General features: G+C 63.0%; 15 protein-coding genes and 1 tRNA gene. 10 read left to right on the forward strand and 6 right to left on the reverse strand.

Features of this window, described 5'->3' with window-relative positions:
* Positions 1-6: 6 nt before the first annotated feature.
* Positions 7-1,911 (forward strand): DNA primase, encoded by a 1,905-nt coding sequence (gene dnaG / locus DSM43276_RS07885; RefSeq protein ID WP_078329016.1) that lies wholly within the window; start codon positions 7-9, stop codon positions 1,909-1,911.
* Positions 1,912-1,916: 5 nt separating this feature from the next.
* Here the strand turns inward: dnaG and DSM43276_RS07890 are convergent, their stop codons facing one another.
* Positions 1,917-2,165: a hypothetical protein gene (locus DSM43276_RS07890; RefSeq protein WP_030095233.1), complete on the reverse strand. Its 249-nt coding sequence runs from the start codon at positions 2,163-2,165 to the stop codon at positions 1,917-1,919.
* A 228-nt stretch (positions 2,166-2,393) separates the two neighbouring features.
* Here DSM43276_RS07890 and DSM43276_RS07895 point away from each other — a divergent pair.
* The 3 genes from DSM43276_RS07895 to DSM43276_RS07910 all read left to right on the forward strand — a co-directional run bounded on the left by DSM43276_RS07895 (position 2,394) and on the right by DSM43276_RS07910 (position 6,948).
* Positions 2,394-2,466, forward strand: a tRNA-Asn gene (locus DSM43276_RS07895).
* Positions 2,467-2,859: 393 nt separating this feature from the next.
* Positions 2,860-3,087 carry a PASTA domain-containing protein gene (locus tag DSM43276_RS07900; RefSeq protein ID WP_078329017.1) on the forward strand — a complete coding sequence of 76 codons (228 nt, stop codon included), beginning with the start codon at positions 2,860-2,862 and terminating at the stop codon, positions 3,085-3,087.
* Positions 3,088-3,654: 567 nt separating this feature from the next.
* Positions 3,655-6,948 carry a DUF2339 domain-containing protein gene (locus tag DSM43276_RS07910; RefSeq protein WP_412458646.1) on the forward strand — a complete coding sequence of 1,098 codons (3,294 nt, stop codon included), beginning with the start codon at positions 3,655-3,657 and terminating at the stop codon, positions 6,946-6,948.
* Positions 6,949-8,197: 1,249 nt separating this feature from the next.
* On the opposite strand, the gene DSM43276_RS07915 is transcribed toward DSM43276_RS07910, so the two are convergent.
* The gene (locus tag DSM43276_RS07915) at positions 8,198-8,479 is read right to left on the reverse strand and encodes a hypothetical protein (RefSeq protein ID WP_234802990.1); all 282 of its coding nucleotides are present in this window, start codon (positions 8,477-8,479) and stop codon (positions 8,198-8,200) included.
* 322 nt (positions 8,480-8,801) lie between these two features.
* On the opposite strand from DSM43276_RS07915, the gene DSM43276_RS07920 reads away from it, so the two are divergent.
* Positions 8,802-9,257, forward strand: a complete 456-nt coding sequence (locus DSM43276_RS07920; RefSeq protein ID WP_078329018.1) for an SRPBCC family protein — start codon at positions 8,802-8,804, stop codon at positions 9,255-9,257.
* Between the two features lie 318 nt (positions 9,258-9,575).
* On the opposite strand, the gene DSM43276_RS07925 is transcribed toward DSM43276_RS07920, so the two are convergent.
* A complete protein-coding gene (locus DSM43276_RS07925; protein ID WP_078329019.1) occupies positions 9,576-10,292 on the reverse strand; it encodes a DUF5642 family protein in 717 nt (238 codons plus the stop codon).
* A 59-nt stretch (positions 10,293-10,351) separates the two neighbouring features.
* On the opposite strand from DSM43276_RS07925, the gene DSM43276_RS07930 reads away from it, so the two are divergent.
* The 4 genes from DSM43276_RS07930 to DSM43276_RS07945 all read left to right on the forward strand — a co-directional run bounded on the left by DSM43276_RS07930 (position 10,352) and on the right by DSM43276_RS07945 (position 15,589).
* Positions 10,352-11,083, forward strand: coding sequence for a VIT1/CCC1 transporter family protein (locus tag DSM43276_RS07930; RefSeq protein WP_078329020.1), 732 nt, complete (start codon positions 10,352-10,354; stop codon positions 11,081-11,083).
* Positions 11,084-11,167: 84 nt separating this feature from the next.
* Positions 11,168-13,168: an ABC transporter ATP-binding protein gene (locus DSM43276_RS07935; RefSeq protein ID WP_078329044.1), complete on the forward strand. Its 2,001-nt coding sequence runs from the start codon at positions 11,168-11,170 to the stop codon at positions 13,166-13,168.
* Positions 13,165-13,971, forward strand: coding sequence for an energy-coupling factor transporter transmembrane component T family protein (locus tag DSM43276_RS07940; protein WP_078329021.1), 807 nt, complete (start codon positions 13,165-13,167; stop codon positions 13,969-13,971). The genes DSM43276_RS07935 and DSM43276_RS07940 overlap by 4 nt, the downstream gene beginning before the upstream one ends.
* A 28-nt stretch (positions 13,972-13,999) precedes the next feature.
* Positions 14,000-15,589 carry an outer membrane protein assembly factor BamB family protein gene (locus DSM43276_RS07945; RefSeq protein ID WP_078329022.1) on the forward strand — a complete coding sequence of 530 codons (1,590 nt, stop codon included), beginning with the start codon at positions 14,000-14,002 and terminating at the stop codon, positions 15,587-15,589.
* A 70-nt stretch (positions 15,590-15,659) separates the two neighbouring features.
* Here the strand turns inward: DSM43276_RS07945 and DSM43276_RS07950 are convergent, their stop codons facing one another.
* Positions 15,660-16,922, reverse strand: a complete 1,263-nt coding sequence (locus DSM43276_RS07950; RefSeq protein WP_078329023.1) for an extracellular solute-binding protein — start codon at positions 16,920-16,922, stop codon at positions 15,660-15,662.
* Entirely contained in the window at positions 16,922-17,707 is a 786-nt protein-coding gene (locus tag DSM43276_RS07955) for a carbohydrate ABC transporter permease (RefSeq protein WP_078329024.1), read from the reverse strand. The genes DSM43276_RS07950 and DSM43276_RS07955 overlap by 1 nt, the downstream gene beginning before the upstream one ends.
* Before the next feature lie 109 nt (positions 17,708-17,816).
* On the opposite strand from DSM43276_RS07955, the gene DSM43276_RS07960 reads away from it, so the two are divergent.
* The gene (locus DSM43276_RS07960) at positions 17,817-18,122 is read left to right on the forward strand and encodes a hypothetical protein (RefSeq protein WP_078325524.1); all 306 of its coding nucleotides are present in this window, start codon (positions 17,817-17,819) and stop codon (positions 18,120-18,122) included.
* Between the two features lie 9 nt (positions 18,123-18,131).
* On the opposite strand, the gene DSM43276_RS07965 is transcribed toward DSM43276_RS07960, so the two are convergent.
* Complete coding sequence (locus DSM43276_RS07965) at positions 18,132-19,010, reverse strand: carbohydrate ABC transporter permease (RefSeq protein ID WP_078329026.1); 879 nt, start codon at positions 19,008-19,010, stop codon at positions 18,132-18,134.
* Between the last annotated feature and the right edge of the window lies 1 nt (position 19,011).

The following is a 19,011-nucleotide window of genomic DNA, read 5'->3' on the forward strand; positions in this document are numbered from 1 at the left end:
GACTCAGTGGCCGGCCGGATTCCTGATCGCGATATCGCGGCGATCCGTGAGCGCACCCAGATCGAGGACATCGTCGGCGACTACGTTCAGCTCAAGCGCGCGGGTGCCGACTCGCTCAAGGGACTGTGCCCCTTCCACGACGAGAAATCGCCGTCCTTTCATGTGCGACCCAATCACGGCCAGTTCCACTGCTTTGGCTGCGGTGAGGGTGGCGACGCCTACACCTTCATCCAGAAGATCGAGCACATCACGTTCGTGGAGGCCGTCGAGCGGCTGGCCGACCGCATCAACTACACCATCAACTACGAGGGTGGCGGCACGGCTGCGCAGCGTGACCGTGGCACCCGGGCGCGTCTCGTCGCCGCCAACGCTGCCGCGCAGGAGTTCTACGCCTCCGCGTTGGATTCGTCCGAGGCGGCACCGGCGCGCCAGTATCTGACGGAGCGCAATTTCGATGGCGCCGCCGCCAAACAATACGGTTGCGGATATGCGCCCTCGGGGTGGGACGCCCTGACAAAGCATTTGTTGCGCAAGGGTTTTGAGTTCAAGGAGCTCGAGGCCGCCGGGCTGTCCCGGGAGGGCCGCCGCGGTCCGATGGACCGGTTCCACCGGCGGCTGCTGTGGCCGATTCGTGCCAGTAGCGGTGAGACGATCGGCTTCGGAGCTCGCAAGATCTTCGAGGACGACACCATGCCGGGCAAGTACGTCAACACCCCGGAAACCATGCTGTACAAGAAGTCCTCGGTGCTGTTCGGTCTGGATCTGGCCAAACGCGATATCGCCAAGGGACATCAGGCCGTCGTCGTCGAGGGCTACACCGACGTGATGGCGATGCATCTGGCCGGGGTGACCACGGCGGTGGCTTCCTGCGGTACCGCCTTCGGTGACGAGCACCTCTCGATGCTGCGGCGTCTGATGATGGACGACTCCTACTTCCGCGGTGAGCTCATCTACGTGTTCGACGGGGATGCCGCCGGGCAGGCGGCCGCGCTGAAAGCCTTTGAGGGAGAGCAGAACCTGGCCGGCCAGTCGTATGTCGCGGTGGCACCCGACGGAATGGACCCGTGTGATTTGCGGCTCAAGTCAGGGGAGGGGGCGCTGCGGGATCTGGTCGCGCGCCGCACGCCGCTGTTCGCCTTCGCGATCCGGACGGCGCTGACTGATTCGGATCTGGAGATCGCCGAGGGGCGTGTGGACGCGCTGCGCCGGTGTGTGCCGATGGTCGCCAAGATCAAGGACCCGACGCTGCGCGACGAGTACGCCCGGCAGCTGGCCGGATGGGTCGGGTGGGATGACGTGGCCCAGGTGCTCGCGCGGGTGCGTGAGGAGGCCAGCAGGGCGGCGAAGGGCGGTTCGGTGTCCCCTGACCGTCGTCCCCGCGGTTCCGAACCCGCGGCGGCACCCAAGGTCGCCATGCCCGACGCCAAGGACCCCACGTTGTGGCCGCAGCGCGAGGCGCTCAAGGCGGCGCTGCAGTTCCCGGCCTTCGCCGGACCGGTGTTCGACTCGCTGACCGCGGAGAGCTTCACCCACCCTGGATATGTCGCGGTGCGCACCGCGATCGAGACCGCAGGTGGTACCGGGGCGGGGATTGTCGGTGGGGAGTGGATCGACAAGGTGCGTCAGAGCGCGTCGTCGCAGAACCAGGTGATGCTGATCAACGCCCTGACTGCCGAGGCCATCCAGGTGGATAACGAAGAGCGGCTGCCGCGGTACATCGGCTCGGTGCTGGCCAAGCTGCAAGAGGTGTGGGTCGGACGGCAGGTGGCCGAGGTCAAGTCGAAGCTGCAGCGGATGTCGCCGGTGGACAACGCCGACGAGTACCACGCGCTGTTCGGCGATCTGGTGGCGCTGGAGGCGTATCGGCGCAGCCTCGTGGAGCAGGTCAGCGGGGACGATCTGTCGGTGTAGCGGCGCTACTTGTTGTCGAGCTGAGGCTCGGGCTCCAAGATCATGGTCGTCTCGTCGATGGGTGTGAGCTCCACCATGTGCGGGTCCGGGGACAGTGAGTTGGCCAGGCGACGACGGCTGATCTCGATCAGCTTCTTGGTCGCGGGGCTGCCTGTGACGGCCTGATACCCGTTGACGATCTGCTCGTATCGGCGACGGCCAGCCTTCGCACCCAGCACGTAGCCAGCGGCCAGCACTAACAAAACCCGAATCACGAACCCTCCACCAACTAACGAAGTTCTCCCTATCCTGCCTGACGCACCTGTGAACGGCTGAGCCAGGACACTTCCTTGTGCCCGACTATGAGCGACAACACCCTGTGCACTCCGTCTTTGTCGCTCGTAGGCGGGCGATACGGCCTGGCGGCCGGTTTGGCTTTCACCCCTACCCGTACGCTAAAGTCATGCCTCGGTTCGCGGTACAAACCGACGCGATCCGGATAGTCCCCTGTAGCTCAATTGGCAGAGCTTCCGACTGTTAATCGGACGGTTCTTGGTTCGAGTCCAAGCGGGGGAGCATAGCAGGTTTCATGCCTTGAACTCCGTCTCCTTCTGGAGGCGGAGTTTTGCATTCACCGGCCAGCAGCAGCGTGAGCCGCCGCCGCAGGATCCCAGGTTGGATCGATGCGGATACCGCGAGTGCGGCGAGCAGCGCGACGAATCCGAACCAGTGCCGGTCTCGCGCATCAGTTCGCTGCGCGAGACAACGTCAAGCACTGAACAGTAAACTTGGATACGGGAATGCTTCGCCAAAGTTGGCAGGGGGTGCGCGGTGAGGGTACTGCAGGGACTGTGTGTTGTCGGAGGCCTGCTGGCTGGCTGTTCCACACCCGCTGGGCCACCGGATGCTCCGGCAGAGTCTTCTAGCGTCCAGCCCAAGATCACCGCTACGGCCCCGCCCCTATTAGTCATGCGTGACTTAGTGGGGATGCAATGGGCAGACGCCGAACCCATCTGTTTTGATCTGGGCCTGGTCAACTTTCAAGTCAAGGATGTCGCAATCGACGATCCTGACAAGGTTGGGCGGATCATCGCTCAAGACCCTCCTGCGGGTGCCCTTGTCAGGCCAGGCTCGGTCGTCATCCTCACTTTCGGGATCAACCCGGCGTCTGAACGAAGTGACGTCGAGAAACGCTGATGCCCAGGGCCCCGCGTCCCTGCCAGTGTCTGGATGCCGAATTCTACTGTGTGCACTGGCTGGTCAAGCAGGCCAATCCCGATGCCGCCCTTGGAGATATCCAAATCGAGGCTCTCGACACGGTTCGTGATCTGGTGAGCGCTGGGCTGTACGAATCCGGTCGCAGTATCTCGACCACTACGGCGAACAAGGCGCCTGGGACTACTGCGCCTGGCTTAACCTCACCGACCGGGGGAGCGAATCGCTGAATCTCTTCTGCCTAAGGCCCAGGGAGCAGAAGTAGCTAAACAGGCCAACGCGGGCGATCAACACTCTCTGGAGCTGTTGTGGACGCCTAGAACGGTGTCGTAGCCAATCTTGACGAGAAGCTTCGGAGAAGGTGACTCATCGTTGGCACGCAAGTGCGGGTGGGGGCCAGATGGGCGGCTGCTCATAGCTCAGCTGAAAGTTTGCTCGTCTGGTGGACGATTATCGGTTCGGGCCTGTACCGTTGTCTTCACATTCTTTGCTTGAACTTTGACGGGGGCGATTGTGGCCAGGCACGAACTACCGGCGGAATACCTAACAGTGGGCGTAGACGACCGCGATCTGGCCACGCAACCCGTCGCGACCAAACAGTTTCCTGCGCGCGACGTTGAATCGCGGCCTGGTGCAGGCAAGGAGAGCGGCCGACGTGTCGCCGCTTTCGCTGCTGGGGGCGTCCTGGTGGTTGGCGCGGTGGCCGCGTTGCATAACCTTTACCGCGGTGGCGACGGCACCGCCGAGCTGATCGGCTGGGCGGGGCTTTTGCTGCTGAGCATGACTGCGCTTGGGGGAGGCGTCAAGCTTGCGTTGTGGGGAGCCAGGCCAGTGATCGATGCCGGATTCGCGGCCGACAAGGCCAGGGTGCCTGAGTCGGTGCAGGCGGTGGCCGCGTCAGGGGTCGTCATCGCGGGGGCGTTGGGTATGTGGTGGGTGTTCCGCGGCGGATACTCCAACTGGTGGCAGCACCTCACCGGCGAGAGCCAGTGGACGCTATTGCTCGGGGTTGGCCAGATGCTCGTCGCAGTGCTCGCTGGGGCCGCGCTGTTCACCGGAGGCAAGTACCTGACCGGTTTGGCCAAAGAGGTGTTAGTCGATGCCGGAGTGCTCTTGGAGCGTGACCGCACGTCAGGCAGCGGTGCAGCAGCAGAGAGTGTGTGGCATCCGGGCCTGGTGGCTGCCTTGATCGCTGGCGGTTTGGGTTTGGTGCTGCTGACCGCCGGGATCACTCCGCGGTTGTATGTGTGGATCACCGGCACGGACGTGCTTCCCGCTATTGCAGCCATCACCTTTGTGTTGCTGTGGGCGATCGGGTCCAATCTGGGGTGGTGGAAAGGCCTTGCCGGTCTGTGGAAATGGGCCACCGATGCCTCGCAGAAAGCTACCGCGACCGCGGGTGTGGTGGGGGTGCTGATGTTCTCGGCTGGGGGACTGGGTTTGGGCTGGTTCACTCCTGCGACGGTGCCGGTGGCGCGTGCGGCGTGCCCGCCGGATTGTGGTGGTCCGGGTGGTAGTGACGGTCCTCCCGGGGGCGGGCAGATATTTCAGCCGCCGAGCCAGGGTGGGTCGCAGATGCCCGATTATCAGGGCGGTGTTAATCAGCCGCCGATGGATCAAAACGGCTCGGTATCGATCTATAACACGCAGGCACCCTCGGTCAGCAACAACGGCGTGAATGGGTCCAATGGGCAGCAGGGTTCTCAGCAGGGGTGGGATCAGCCCGCACACGGTACTCAACCCCCCGATTATCAGAACGCGACCCCGTACACGCAGGGACCGGGCAGGCCGAATCCGGATTTCAACCCAGGATCCCAAGGCGGCCAGGCCAATCCGGGCAGCAATGCGGGATCGCGAGGTGGTCAACCGAACCAGGGTGTGCAGCAGCCGGCGCAACAGCCACAACAGGCACTCCAACAGCAGCCGCCGCAACAAGACACCGGGCAGGAGCCCAATCAGCAGCCGCAGCAGTCGGATGAGCAGAAGATCGATGACCTGACGCGCCAGCTGCAGGAGAAACAGCAGCAGTCCAGCCAGGATCGTCAGCGTGCTGATGATCTGACTAAGCAGTTGCAGCAGAACAAGCAGAGCCAGAAGCAGCAGCAGTTGCCGAAGTTCCCGTCGAAGGACAAGAAGAAGGACGATAAGGACGAGCAGGACGACCGCGATAAGCAGTCCGGTGACAACGATTTGGCGGCGCTGTTGATGGGTGCGGCCTCGACGCGGCGCCGTAAGCAAGACGAACAAGAACCACAAGGCCCGGATACGCAAGCCCTTGGGCAGGATGCATCCCAAGCGGTGCAAGGTCTTCCGGGTGATGTGCAGACCTATGTGCAGTCCGGCCAACAGATCGGGCAGTCGTCGGGTCAGGCCGCGCAAGGTTTCGGGTCAGCTGCCCAAGCCGGTGCCTCGCTGGCGTCGTCGGCGCAGTCCGGTGCGGTGAACCCGCAGGACGCCATCACGCTGGTTCAGGGTGTCTCACAAGGCATCCAGGGAACGGCCGATGCCGTCAACGCGGGCAGTCAGATCGTGAAAACCGGTCAGAAAGAAGCCGACCAGGCCGCTCAAGCGGTCGGGGACGCCAACCCGCAGCTCAAACCACAGATGCAGCAACTCACCCAACTCAACGACCAGGCATCACAGGTCACCGACCTCGTTGGGCAGGGCGCCCAGCTCACCTCTCAGGGTGCAGGCGCGGTCAACACCGTTTCCAGCCTCGGGGCGGGTGGAATACCCGACGGTGGTGGCACAGCCGAAGCGATGTCCGGACCTGCCAGCCAGGCAACTAACGCTGCCGCCGAGGCGCAGCCCGTCGAACTGATGTCCGGCCCTGTGCCGCAGGACGTGCCGGGGGATCCGGAACCCGCAGCCCCGGCCGTGCCTCCTCCGCCTGCCGACCCCACAATCAACGGACCGGCAGGTGCGCCTCAGCTTGAGCAAACTCGCTACGACCTGGTGACGTCGTTCCCCAACGCGGGACCGGCATACGAATACGGGGGTGACCCAAGCACATATCCGACCAAGGTGGGAACCGATCCGACCACTCAGGCGATCACCAACAAGCTGCCTGCCGGGCACCGGGCGATTCCGACAGGGAGCATGACCGGTCCCAACGGCACGAAGTACGAATTTGTCAGCACCCCTGACGGGACGGGTCAGGGTGTCGCGCAATATGTCACAAACGGGTCCGTCTTCAACGTGACCTATCCTTCCAAACCTACCAAGGTTGGCGATCTGCCTCAGATATTTCAGGGGAGCGGATTCTTTACGACCGAGAACAATCAGACAACCGCGGTTGTTATCGGGAACACCGGCAATGCAGACACTGACGTGACGAGACAAGTATGGACTGCACCCTACGACCCTAAGAACCCTGACAGCTGGATAAACAATCTCACCTCAACTGGCCAGAGCATCAGTAACCTCCCCGGAAACCGGGAGAGTCAGGCAGTGCCGCTACTTGGCGGCGGCTTCTTATTCGTTGGCACATCAGACGGAGGGATCTCTGGCGTGGCATCCGGAACTCCAGGAGGTCTCGAGAATGCAGGTAAGGTCCCACTGGTATCTGATTCAAGTTTGCCAACAGTCTACGGGCCGACGATAGTGAGTCAAATGCTCAGTCCTGACAAGACCATTGAGACAATCACCATGCGGGTCAGTGCCTGGCCTGCGGTGGGTGTCTACCAGGCTGCCGCTGACGCTCCAGGCGCAACCCCGGAAAGCATTGCGGCGGCAGTGCATGCAGCCTACCCAGATTGGAAACCCTCATTTCCGGCAGAGAAGTTCCCCTACAATCCAATGACCTACCTCACGACATTCACGGTCCAGCACCCGCAGCCGTGACTTGATGAAAAATAGAAGAGGTTAGATAATGCGGAAACCGATACGATTTAGACCAACAAAAAGCGCCTTCGCCGTCACCGCTGCTACTGTTGGCGCGCTTATATGGTCAGCTGTTGACCTTGTGTCGATAGCCCATGCCGATGGGTTTCCAGACCCTAGCGCATACTCTCCGGTGGATGCTGGCTCATATACCATCAACTGGGGTAGAGGCGAAGATATCCGGTTCTCCACGCCGAATGGAGTGGACTGCTCATTTTCCGCCACGCCGACCGAGGTTCCATACGTACACAATTCGGTAAGGTGCTCCGGGGATATGCCAGGAATACCGTCGAGTGCAGGAAATGGACCGTGCGCTCTGGTTAACAAATCCGGCGGGCCGGGCGGGTCGTATGTGTTTGATAAGTCAAGTGACGCGTGCCCTGGCGGAGGGTACAAGCTGCTAAGCGCCGGGCAGAAGATCTCGTCTGCGGGTATTACATGCCTTGTGGGGGAAGGGGACCTGACTGCATGCATTGAATCAGGTACAGGTCGTGGTTTCGTCTTGCAACCGTCAGGTTCTCGTGTCATCTAGTTGCGTCAGCGCAAGGTCGGATGCCTTCAGAAGTTGAGGCTGCCGTGGGCGACAGTGCTGTCGCTATTGGCGGAGCTCTCAGTTTCTTCGGGGTTGTCCGCTCCGGTGGACGCGGGCGCATATACCCATCATGGTGGACGTGCCAGTGGTGATTCCATTGGATTTACCGCTCCGGGCGGTCGGTACGGGTGTGGCTTCGTCCTCTCGGGCGGTTGACCTGGGAATGCGGCTCGTATTAATTGCAGTGGCGATATTCCAGGCGCCCCTGATGACCAAGTGTCTGCCTCAAACCCACCAGAATCATGCTCAATCAAGAGAATCAATTGGACGGGACCGGGTACGCCCTATGCCTTTGGCGGATTCAAGGGTCGTTGCGGCGAATATCAATCGAATGCCCCGGTGTTACCTGTAGGCAAGAAGATCCGGTACGGACCGATAGCATGTGCCGCAGAAGAAGGGGCTATTGCGTGTGTTGACACCACCAGTGGTAGCCACGGGTTCATTCTTCGCGAGGATGGCAATAGCACCGTCTTCTGACGAAGTCGTGGTCGTTAATCTGTTAGTCCATGGTTTGTCGATGGTCTGACGTCCAGGCGCGGCGAGGTTTCGGGCTCAACCCGCCGGTGCTCTGAGGAGTGGCTCGGGCGCCTGGTGTTCCTCGGCTAAGAGGTCGATGGTTCATGTTGGCTGGCGCCCACCCGAAGGATCCGCCGGCGGCCACACCGTATCCCGTATCGCCGGAAACCGTTGGTGCAGTTGCTTAATCAGCCGCTGCGCTTCGTAGATGTTCTTGCGCATGGCAGCCACGCGGAGTCGGTGGTGCCGGTGTGGGGAGCCGTGGCGCGGGGTACGTCGGATCAGGTGCTCGGCCTCGGCCATCGACTGCGCTACCTCGTTGACATGCTCGTAGAGCGCGACCAGCAGTGTCCGCGCCTGCGCCACGGACGAGTCCTCCGACACTGCAACATGCTCTCATCAATTTGCTCATCCCGCTTTATTGAACTCTGGGGAAATTATGTACGGTCGTTCTGAAAACTATGGGCTGATCGACACCGAGTTACCAGCAGGTCCTTCAGCTGAACCTTCTCCGTCATTAATGCAGCTTTTAACTGGTAGCTATCGGCTAGCGCAGCGATCGGTGGCCCGTGATTAAGATAGCTGTACGGAATCCTTTCCGTTGCGTAGCGAAATGGTGGTACTGCTAGTACGGTAACTTCGCCATGGTTGCTAGCCGATGGCCACACGCAGGCGGCCTTCGAGGCTGTCCGGGGAAGGGGAGTAGGTGGTACGCGCCATATGGGAGTTCGAACATCCGCGCACACAGGTGTGGGACGCGATCATCGATCCAGACCAATGGCCGGTGAGTGTGCGGGGATTTCGCCCAGAGCTTGGCGCGAAGTTTGTCATCGGATCGGTGCCGGCCGTGGGGACGGGATACGCGGGCACGCTGGAATGTCACGTTGTGGAATTGACGGCAGGCGAATTCATCTCGGTAGATTCCTTCGCGCCCAAGAACTGTGGACCCGGTACCCACTGGCGGGTGACTGGCGAGCTGTATGAGCGCGACTGCGGTACGTCAGCGGTCGCCAACATCTATGGGGTGGATACGCAGGATCCCGAGCAGCAGATCCTGCTACACCTCGTCAGCCGCGTCATCTTCTGGATCTACGGGCAGGCGGGGGAGGATTTGGACGAAATGAAACGGCCATCGCGCATGCTCCCCAACACGGTCCGATAGGCGACCAGAGTCACGCCAACGCCGCAGTCCGCGCGCGGGACCAGGTCTATTCTGGAGATATGAAGCGACCACGAAATGTGGCGCGAACTCTCTGCTCGGCACTCATTGTCGGAGCTCTGGCTTCAGCGCCATTGATATTGCCCAGCCCCGCCGCGGGTACCGCTCAGGCGACGGTTTGCGCCTCCGCAGGAAACACCGCCAAATGTGAGGGTGTGCCCAGCTCGGCCTGGTATGGCTACGGCTATTACCCGCCCGGCGCGTATTGGGGATCGCCCGGGTACCCGCCCCTTGCTGCGGGGGCGGGCATCCCGGTTCGGCCTATCCCTTAACGGCGTTGACGGCCTTCACGAAGACGTCAGACAGCTCGTTGCGGTCCACATCACCCATGCCGGAGACTGAAACAGCGTGGTGATCATCGAGCTGAGCGGAGTAGGCGATCTGCACCATCTCCTTCTCCATACCGGGCGCGCTGATCTTGATGTTCGTTGAGGTACCCGTCGTCTTCACGCCATCGATGGCAGGTGCGTCAATCTTCTCGCCGGTGCCCTCGGCCATGCCGGCGATCGACAGGCTGAACTTGTCGCACGCTCCGCCGGTGTTGTCCTCAGGGATCGCGCTGACCGTCTCCATGGCTGCGGCGATGATCATCGTCTTGGACATCGGGTCGCCATTGCCCTTGGCGCCGGTAACACCCTGCATGGACGTCCCGGTCACCTGGGGGAAGGCGCCCAGCATCTTGTCGGCGCATTCCTGCGGGGTGAAGGTGGCCTTGTCGAAGATGCCCTTCATCTGATCGAGCATTTCCTGGGTCACCGTGGTCTTGGGCTGTACCTCGACGGTGTACCCGGCGGGGAACTGGTCCTTGATGGCGTCGATCTTGGCGATGTCGAAGGCGCTTGCGGCCGCGGCTGAGGTGGTGGCGCTGCTGCTGGCCGACGAGCTCGCGGACTCGTCCTTCTTGTCATTGCTCGAACACGCAAGCATCAGCCCGCCGGCCAACACCGCGGTGCCGAAAACAGTCAATGAACGCTTCATATCGGTAATTCCCCTCTGAGCAGTGCGTTTTCAGCAACCTGGAAGTAGATTCAATCATCGTGGCACTCGACGGCTCTGCGGGATCTGCCGAACTACCGCATGAATTTGACCACACGCACCCAGACGTGTCCGGGGGATGGCTGCGTGCGGCCACGTTCGGCGCCATGGACGGCCTGGTTACCAACACGGCTCTGGTCGCCGGTGTGGGTGCCAGCGGGCTCGACACGCAGGCGATCGTGCTGACCGGGGTCGCCAGCCTGGTGGCGGGCGCGTTCTCGATGGCGCTGGGCGAGTTCACCTCGGTATCGACCTCCAATTCGCAGATCGAGCATGAGGTGGGCGTGGAACGTCGCGCCATCCAGCTGCACCCCGATGCCGAGAAGCGCGAGCTCATCGCCATGCTCGGCGATATCGGGCTCTCGCCGCAGACCGCGGCCGCGGCCGCCGACGAGATCCACCAGGACGAGAACACCGCGGTGACGATTCACCTCACCCGAGAGCTTGGCGTCAATCCCAACGAGACTCCGTCGCCGTGGGTGGCCGCGATCTCCTCATTCGTGACGTTTTCGGTGGGCGCGGTAGTGCCGCTGATCCCATTCCTGCTGGGATTCGCGTCACTTCTGGCCGGTCTGGTCTGCGGAGGAGTGGGTCTGGTGATCGCCGGATGGGTCGCCGGGCGCTTTACGGCACGAGCCCCGTGGCTGAGTGCCTTGCGGCAGTTGGCGTTTGGTGTCATCGCTATCGGCGCCACCTACGTGATAGGTCATTTGATCGGCGTCGCAGTGAATTAGCGGCGTGCCGGGCGAAGCTGAGAATGTCCTGAGAGCGGGCAAACCTGCTGGCAGAATTGTGAAGTGAATTTCACCAGGGTGCCCCTGAAACCCGATGAACTGGCTCAGGCGGCCGTCATGGCCGCGCTCACCGCCGCCATGGTCATCGTCGGGGTCGCCCTGCCGATCTTGGGTGCCGTGCAACTACTCGGTGCCGTACCCATGGGTCTGCTCGGATATCGCTACCGCGTCCGCGTGCTGCTAGCCGCCGCTGTGGCCGGCGGCGTCATCGCGTTTCTGCTTGCGGGGCTCGGCGGTCTGATCGCCATGGCCAATTGCGTCTACATCGGTGGCCTCACCGGCGTCGTGCGCCGACGCGGACACGGCATGCCCCTGCTGACGGTGCTCGGGGTCATCTGCAGTGCGATCATTGCGGCGCTGGCGGTCGGCGCTCTGGCCCTGCTGGACCGGATGCGCAACCTGCTCTTCGATGCGCTGCGCGCCTCGCTGGAGGGCCTGTTCAAGATGATCGGCCACCTCCCGCATCTGGAGGCCGTCGGTGTGAACGCGACGAGCGCGATCGACTTCGCGATACGCAACTGGGCGTGGTTCATCGGTGGCATCGTCTTTGTCTTCGTGCTGTTTAACGCGCTGTTCGGCTGGTGGGTGCTCTCGCGGGTGATCCAGCGCTTGGCGGTGATTCCCGATGTGCACCAGCTCGATCCGCCGACGCCGGCGGGTGCGGTAGGTCCGGTTCCCGCTCGCCTGCGGGATGTGCGATTCCGCTATCCGCGTGGTGAATCCGATGCGCTGGCGCCGCTGACGATGAGCATCGAGGTCGGCGAGCATGTCGCGATCACCGGCCCCAACGGTTCGGGCAAGAGCACCCTGATGCGCATCCTGGCCGGGCGTGAACCCACATCGGGAGAGATCGAGCGGCCGGGTTCAGTGGGGCTCGGCGCCATCGGCGGAACCGCAATCGTCATGCAGCACCCGGAAAGCCAGGTGCTGGGCACCAAGGTCGCCGACGATGTGGTGTGGGGCCTGCCCGCCGATCACGACGTGGATATCGAAGGTCTGCTGCGCGAGGTCGGTCTGGAGGGGATGGGCGAGCACAGCACCTCCTCACTCTCGGGTGGGGAGCTGCAACGTCTGGCGGTGGCCTCGGCCCTGGCGCGCGACCCCGCGCTGTTGGTGGCCGACGAGATCACCAGCATGGTCGATCCGAAGGGCCGCGAGGACCTGCTCGGCGTACTGTCACGGCTCACCGCGCAGCACCGGATGTCTTTGGTGCACATCACCCATTTCCAGTCCGAGGCCGCCGCCGCGGACCGCGAGATCGCCCTGCGCGCGGTCAACGGCAAGACGGCGCGCACGGCGATACAGACCGTGCCAGTGCCCGCCACCACGGCCGCGCAGCCCAATGTCGAGTCACCCGTCGTTCTCGAGTTCGATTCCGTCGCCCACCAGTACGCCAGCGGAACCCCCTGGGCCAAAACGGCATTGCATGACGTGTCGCTGGCGGTGCACGAGGGCGATGGTGTGCTGATTCATGGCGGCAACGGATCGGGCAAGTCGACGCTGGCCTGGATCGCGGCGGGGCTCACCAAGCCAACCTCGGGGCAGTGCCTACTGGACGGCAAGCCGGTGTCCGATCAGGTGGGGTCGGTGGCCATCAGTTTCCAGGCGGCCCGCTTGCAGCTGCTGCGTAGCCGCGTTGACTATGAGATAGCTTCGGCGGCAGGGTTTTCCGCCCGCGACACCGACCGCGTGGTGCGGGCGCTTGCCAGTGTTGGGCTCGATGCGGACCTCCTCAAGCGTCCCATCGATCAGCTCAGCGGTGGCCAGATGCGCCGGGTGGTGCTGGCCGGGCTGCTGGCGCGTTCCCCACGTGCCCTGATTCTCGATGAGCCGCTGGCGGGTCTGGACGCCGAGTCGCAGGCCGGTCTGCTGCGGCTGCTGGTTCAGGTACGGGAGCGCGAACGCCTCACCATCGTGGTCATCTCGCACGACTTCGATGGCATGCAGGAACTGTGTCCGCGGACCGTGCATCTGCAATCCGGGGTGCTGCTGGCCGAATCGGTGGGGTCGGGGAACCGCTCATGACGACGACACGTGCGCCGCGCCGCCCGGTGGTACTGCTGCGCCCGGTCCCCGGTACTTCCCCGATCCACGAACTGTGGGCCGGAACCAAACTTATTGCGGTCTTCCTTATTTCGGTGCTGCTGACATTGTTCCCCACGTGGACGGCAATCGGCGCGGTGGCGGCTCTGGTGGTCCTCACCGCGTGGTTGGCCCATATACCGCGCGGTGCGATGCCCACCATCCCGATCTGGATGGTGGCCCTGGTGATCGGTGGCAGCCTCACGGTGTTCTTCAGCGGCGGGGCGCCCTTCTGGCATATCGGCGGGATGACTATCGGATTCCACGGTGTGCTCGCGGTCGCGCGCACCACCGCGGTGGCGATTGTGCTGCTCGGCACGGGAGCCATGGTGTCGTGGACGACGAATGTTTCCGAGATCGCGCCCGCCGTGGCCATGCTGGGACGGCCGTTGAAGGTCTTCGGGATTCCGGTCGACGAGCGCGCCGCCACCCTGGCGCTCGCGCTGCGCTCCTTTCCCATGCTGTCCGACGAGTTCCGGGTGCTCATCGCGGCGCGCAGGTTGCGTCCGCCGCAGGTGCGCGAGGGCAGACGCGGGCTGCGATGGGTGGCCGAGGTGGTCGACATGCTGACCGCAGCGATCACCGTCGCCTTGCGGCGTGCCTCCGAGATGGGGGATGCCATCACCGCGCGTGGTGGCACCGGGCAGATCGCGGCACATCCGACACGGCCGGGACTGCGTGATGCGGTCGCGCTGCTGATCATCATCGCGATCGGAACCGCCGTCGTATTGTTCGAGGTGCTGTAGCGCGAACGCGTCTGGGCAGGGGGAAACGATGGCAGGCAAATACCGATGGATTGGCTCGGCGGTTGTTGGGGGAGCTGTTGCAGCCGGTGTCGTCGGGATTGCGTTAGCGATCAACGCACTGGCCCTGCGCGCGTCGGTCAACGGCGCCCCGGCACCCGTAGAAGCCGCGGGTGTCATCGCATTGACCGCATCGGGTGTGGCCCTGATTGGCGTGGGTGCGCGGCCCATTATTCGAAGACTGAATCTCTGGTCGTCTGCCATAGTGGCGATCAACCTCATTGTCGTGGGCCTGATTATCGGCGCGGTATGGCGGCTTGATGGCTTGTTTGGGGAGCACGTGCCGCTCCGGTTCGTAGACACCGAAGGTGTCGTTGTGCTGTCGCGCGCAGCAGTCGTGGTGGGGTTTGTTGCGTTGGCCTTGGCTGTTTTTGCGATGTTCCCGGTGGATAAGACGCAGCGGTTGGCGGCAACAGGCGCCTTTGTTGTTGTTGCTCTTGTTGTTTCGATGACAAGTTACGTCTTCGTCAACCGGTACCGTGCCGATGTCTGGTATCCCAGCACCACATCGCAGGCTACGTCTCCCGCGCCGCTACCCGCCACGGTCGGGAATCTTCGTTACAGGGTGCGGCTGTATGTGGGAGTTCCTCCCGGCTATGCCAGAACGGTGAGCGTTGCGTCCGTCGGTAACGGATTCATGACGTATACCGAAGATGGGCTGGCCGCGTATGACGGTCCAACGGGTCGTTTGCGTTGGCGTGTAGCCGGGTTTAGCGGATATAGGCAAGCGGTTCTCATACCGCGGGACGGCGGCGATGCTGCCGGCATTGTTGTTCTCGTTCGCGATGGTGCGTTGATCGCGCTCGATGGCGGCTCGGGAAAGGTGTTGTGGCGCCGCCCGTATAGCGGGGTAGCGGGAGATCTTGTGAGTGGGGCGGACTCGCTTGGATACAAGGACGGCGACGGAGAATTCACGTCGCTCGATCCCGCTAGTGGATCAACGCGCTGGAGCAAGCAGATATCCTGTCGGGGAGGGAGTGCTCCGCAATCGGTCTCTGGGCAATTTCTCTGTGACGGTGATCGCGAGACCACGTTGATCGTCGATGCGTACCGGGGGAACACCATTGCCGAGGTGGCTTACGGGGAGAGTGCCGCCTCTCCGGGTGGCGATGTTTATGTCATCGTTCACTACAATCGCGAGCGGCCGCTTGGGGTTGACGGTGTTTCTATCGTGGATTCTCGTGGGCTAACGGTCGATGAGATCCCCGGAGCCAGACCGATTTCGCCAGCGAGGCAAGGATATTTACTTCTCGCAGGCGGTGATGGTATGCCGTTCTGGCGCAACTATCGTGCTCGGCAGTCGAGTCCAGCCAAGTTCAGTAAGGTCCAATTCCCCGCACACTTCAATACCACCTGGGTCGGGGATCAACTTCTGATCGGTGTGCCCGAAAAGGGTTCACCGTTGCGGGTTCTCGATCCTGGTCGGCCGGCCGCGGAACCTATCGACATGGCTTCGCCCTGCATGGACTCCACATACCAGATTCAGGCAGTGCCCGGCGCGGTTGTCGTGTCGTGCAACGGCTACGACTCCGGGTCTGAGATCGTCGGGTTCGTCGAGTAAGAAAATCGAGTGTGCGGTTTGTGTCGAAATCCGGACGGAAATCGACACAAACCGCACACTCGGCGCGAAGCTAGCGCTCGATCGCCCTGTTCGCCGCCTGCTGCGCCTGTTGCAGCGCGGTATGGACATCAAGGCGTCCCAGGAACATCTCGGCGAAATACGGCTTCAGCGCGGCGAATCCGGCTCCGAATCCTTGCCCGCCCGGCGCGGCGATCTGCGCACCGTTCAATACCTGGAAGAACGGCGCGACGTCGACGCCCTTGCCGGTCCAATGCTCAAAGTACGGCTCACGCGCACCCAGCACGGCGGGTATCGCCGAGCCGCTGCGGCCCAGGAAGGCGTTGCCGTCGGTGCTACCCATCCAGGCCAGCACCCGCTGGGTGGCCTCGGGGTGGGGCGAGGACGAATTGGCGGCGGCCACAATGCCGTTGGTGACGCTGACCCGGCCTTCCGGCCCGGCCGGCATCATCGCCACACCCCACGGGAAGGTGGCGTTCGCCTGGATCTGGGCCAGGTTGTAGGTGCCCGATTGAAACAGTGCCATCCGCCCCTGCAGGAACTGGTTGCGTGAGAAGTCGTTGTTGGTGTTGGTGTCGGCGGCCGACGGCGCCACCTTGTCGACGTTGATGAGCTGGACCAGGTAGGTGAACGCCATCTCGGCCCGAGGATTGGCGAACGCGAACTTGTCGCCGGCCTGGAATACGGCACCCGCCGACCCGAGGTAGTTCAGGTAGATGCCCTGCAAGTCGTTGGCGGCGTTGTAGGCCCAGTGCCCGGGCCCGGTGAGCCGGTGCAGCATCGGGCGCAGGGTATCGACGGCAGGGTCGGCGTCCCACCGCAGCTCCGCCAGCTCAGCGGGATCCACCTGCGCCTGGTCGAGAAGATTCTTGTTGTAGTACAGCGCAATCCCGGCGTCGCTGAGCTGCGGGACGCCCCACAGCTTGCCGCCGCGGGTGAACTGGGTGACGACCGAAGGATCCCAATCCTCTTGCGGATCAACGGGGATAAGATTCCCAGTATCGGCGTAGTCGGACAGATAGGCGTTACTGAGCCAGAAGATGTCGTCGGCACCGTGCCCAGCCACGTCGGTGCGCAGGCTGTTGAAGTAGCTCGCATACGACGTCACCGCGACCGCGACCTCGATCTCGGGATCGCGCCGGGTGAACTCGTCGAACGAGCTGCGGTAGGCCTCGGCCACTCGCTCATCCCAGACCCGGACGGTGACGACCGTTTTCCCCTGCGGTGTTTTCGGAATTCCGAGCCATCCCGCGATGCCGAACAGCAGCAGGGCGATCAGCCCGAGGGTCAGGGCGGCGCGGGTGGAGGACTTCACTATTTGAGCCCGCTTAGGGTGATGGACCGGACGATGTACTTCTGGAACGTCACGAACAGAATCACCAACGGCACGATCGCCACGGTGGTCGCGGCCATCACGATGGGCCACTGCGCGTTGAACTGTGACTGCAGCCCGGCGGTCGCCACGGTGAGCACCCGCCAGTTGCCTCCGCTGGTGATCACCAACGGCCACATGAAGTTGTTCCACTGCGACACCACGGTGATGAGGGTCAGCGTGATGAGGATGGGCCGGCTGACCGGCACCACCACATACCACAGGATGTCGAGCGTGTTGGCGCCATCCAGGCGGGCCGCGCGAATCAGGTCGTTGGGAATGGTGCGGAAATGCTCACGCAGCAGGAAGATCGCGTAGGGCGATCCGAACATGAACGGGATAACCAACGCCCAGAACGTGTTCCGAAGCCCGACCTGCGTCAGCATCAAATACATCGGCACCACGGTCACCGTCGCCGGAATCATCAGCGTGGCCAGGTACACCCAGAACAGACCGTCACGCCCCGGAAACTGCAGTCGCGCAAAGGCATAGGCGGCCAGCACGGAGAACGTCAGCTGGCCGATCACGATGATGGCCGTCATCAACACCGTCACCAGCGCGGCGCGGCCGAACCCTGCATCGGTCAAACCGGTGTAGTTGGCGACCGTGAAGGGATTGGGCGGTGCCAGCGGAGAATCGGTCGCGAACTGTCGCGTCGACTTCAGCGACGCCGACAGGGCGAACAGGAACGGAGTGAGAGTGACGGCCGCCCCCGCTGTCAGCAGCAAATAAACTGCAATATTTCGAGAGCTGTTCTCGAGCGCTGCTAAGGCGCGGGGACGGTGATACGATCTCGTCGCCGACGTTCCTGTTGGCTTCATATAGAGGGGATTTCCAATGTTGTTTTGGGGGTGGGGTGGGCGCTCGAATCAGCTTGAGCTGTCGCCGACTCAAATGCTGGCATTCGCGTACCGCTACTTTCACTTGTTCTTCGTTTTTACGGTGACCTTCGGTGGCAGCTACTCGATACACACCTTGACTGAGCACGGATGGGCCGCGGCGTCCATCCCCAAGGAACAGGCCGAAGAGATCCTGGCTGGACGTTCATTGCAGCCCAATCCGTGGCGACGTTTCAGCCTGTACGGCTTGATCGCAGTGTTCGCGCTATTCATCGCCGTGAACTCGCTGCGGCACGGAGCCTGATACGCGTTTCTACACAAGGTCATAGCTGACCCGCGTCCGGAAGTAGCGGTGCTGAATCACCGTGACGGCGACCAGGATCAGAAACAGGATCAGCGACATGGCGGCTGAGCGCCCCACGTGGGCAGACTCGAACGCCTCGGCATACACGCGGTGCGCGGCCAGGTCGGTGCGGTTCTGCGGGCCACCGCCGGTGAGCGCGTACACGGTGTCGAAGGTCTGCACCGCACTCACCACCCCGGTGACGAGCACGAAGAAGAACGTGGGCCGCAGCATCGGCAGCGTGATGCGGCGGAACCGCTGCCATGCCGTCGCACCGTCCACCCGGGCCGCGTTGTGCACATCGCCGGGGATGGCCAGCAGACCCGCCATGAAGAACAGCGCCACGTAGCCGACGTTCGTCCACACACTGACCGCCGCCACCACCGGCAGCGCCAAGGCGGGATCGGTGAGCCATTCGATACGCGTGCCGAGCAGAGCACCAATGGCACCGTCGGTGGGCGCCAGCATCCAATGCCACAGCACGCCGATGGCCAGGGGCGCGCAGATCCAGGGGATGACGTAGATGGTCCGGAACAGCACGGTGCCGGGCAGGCCGCGTACCAGCAGCGTCGCCGCCAACAGTCCAAGCGCTGTCTGCGCCGGGATCACCAGCGCCACAAAAAGCAGCGTCACCAGCAAGGAGTGGCCAAAGGCGCCGTCGGTGAGCACCGAGCGCCAGTTGTCCAGGCCGATGAATTCGATGGGGCCCAGCAGATCCCAGCGGCACAGGCTCAGCCACACCACCACCAGGATCGGCAAAAGCAAAAACGCGGTGACGCCGAACAGGCTCGGGGCCAGGAGCCCGTACGCGAGCGCAGAACGTCGGAGACCTGCGCGGTGTTCCTGCACG

It is taken from the genome of Mycobacteroides salmoniphilum (assembly GCF_004924335.1).
GTDB lineage: Bacteria > Actinomycetota > Actinomycetes > Mycobacteriales > Mycobacteriaceae > Mycobacterium > Mycobacterium salmoniphilum.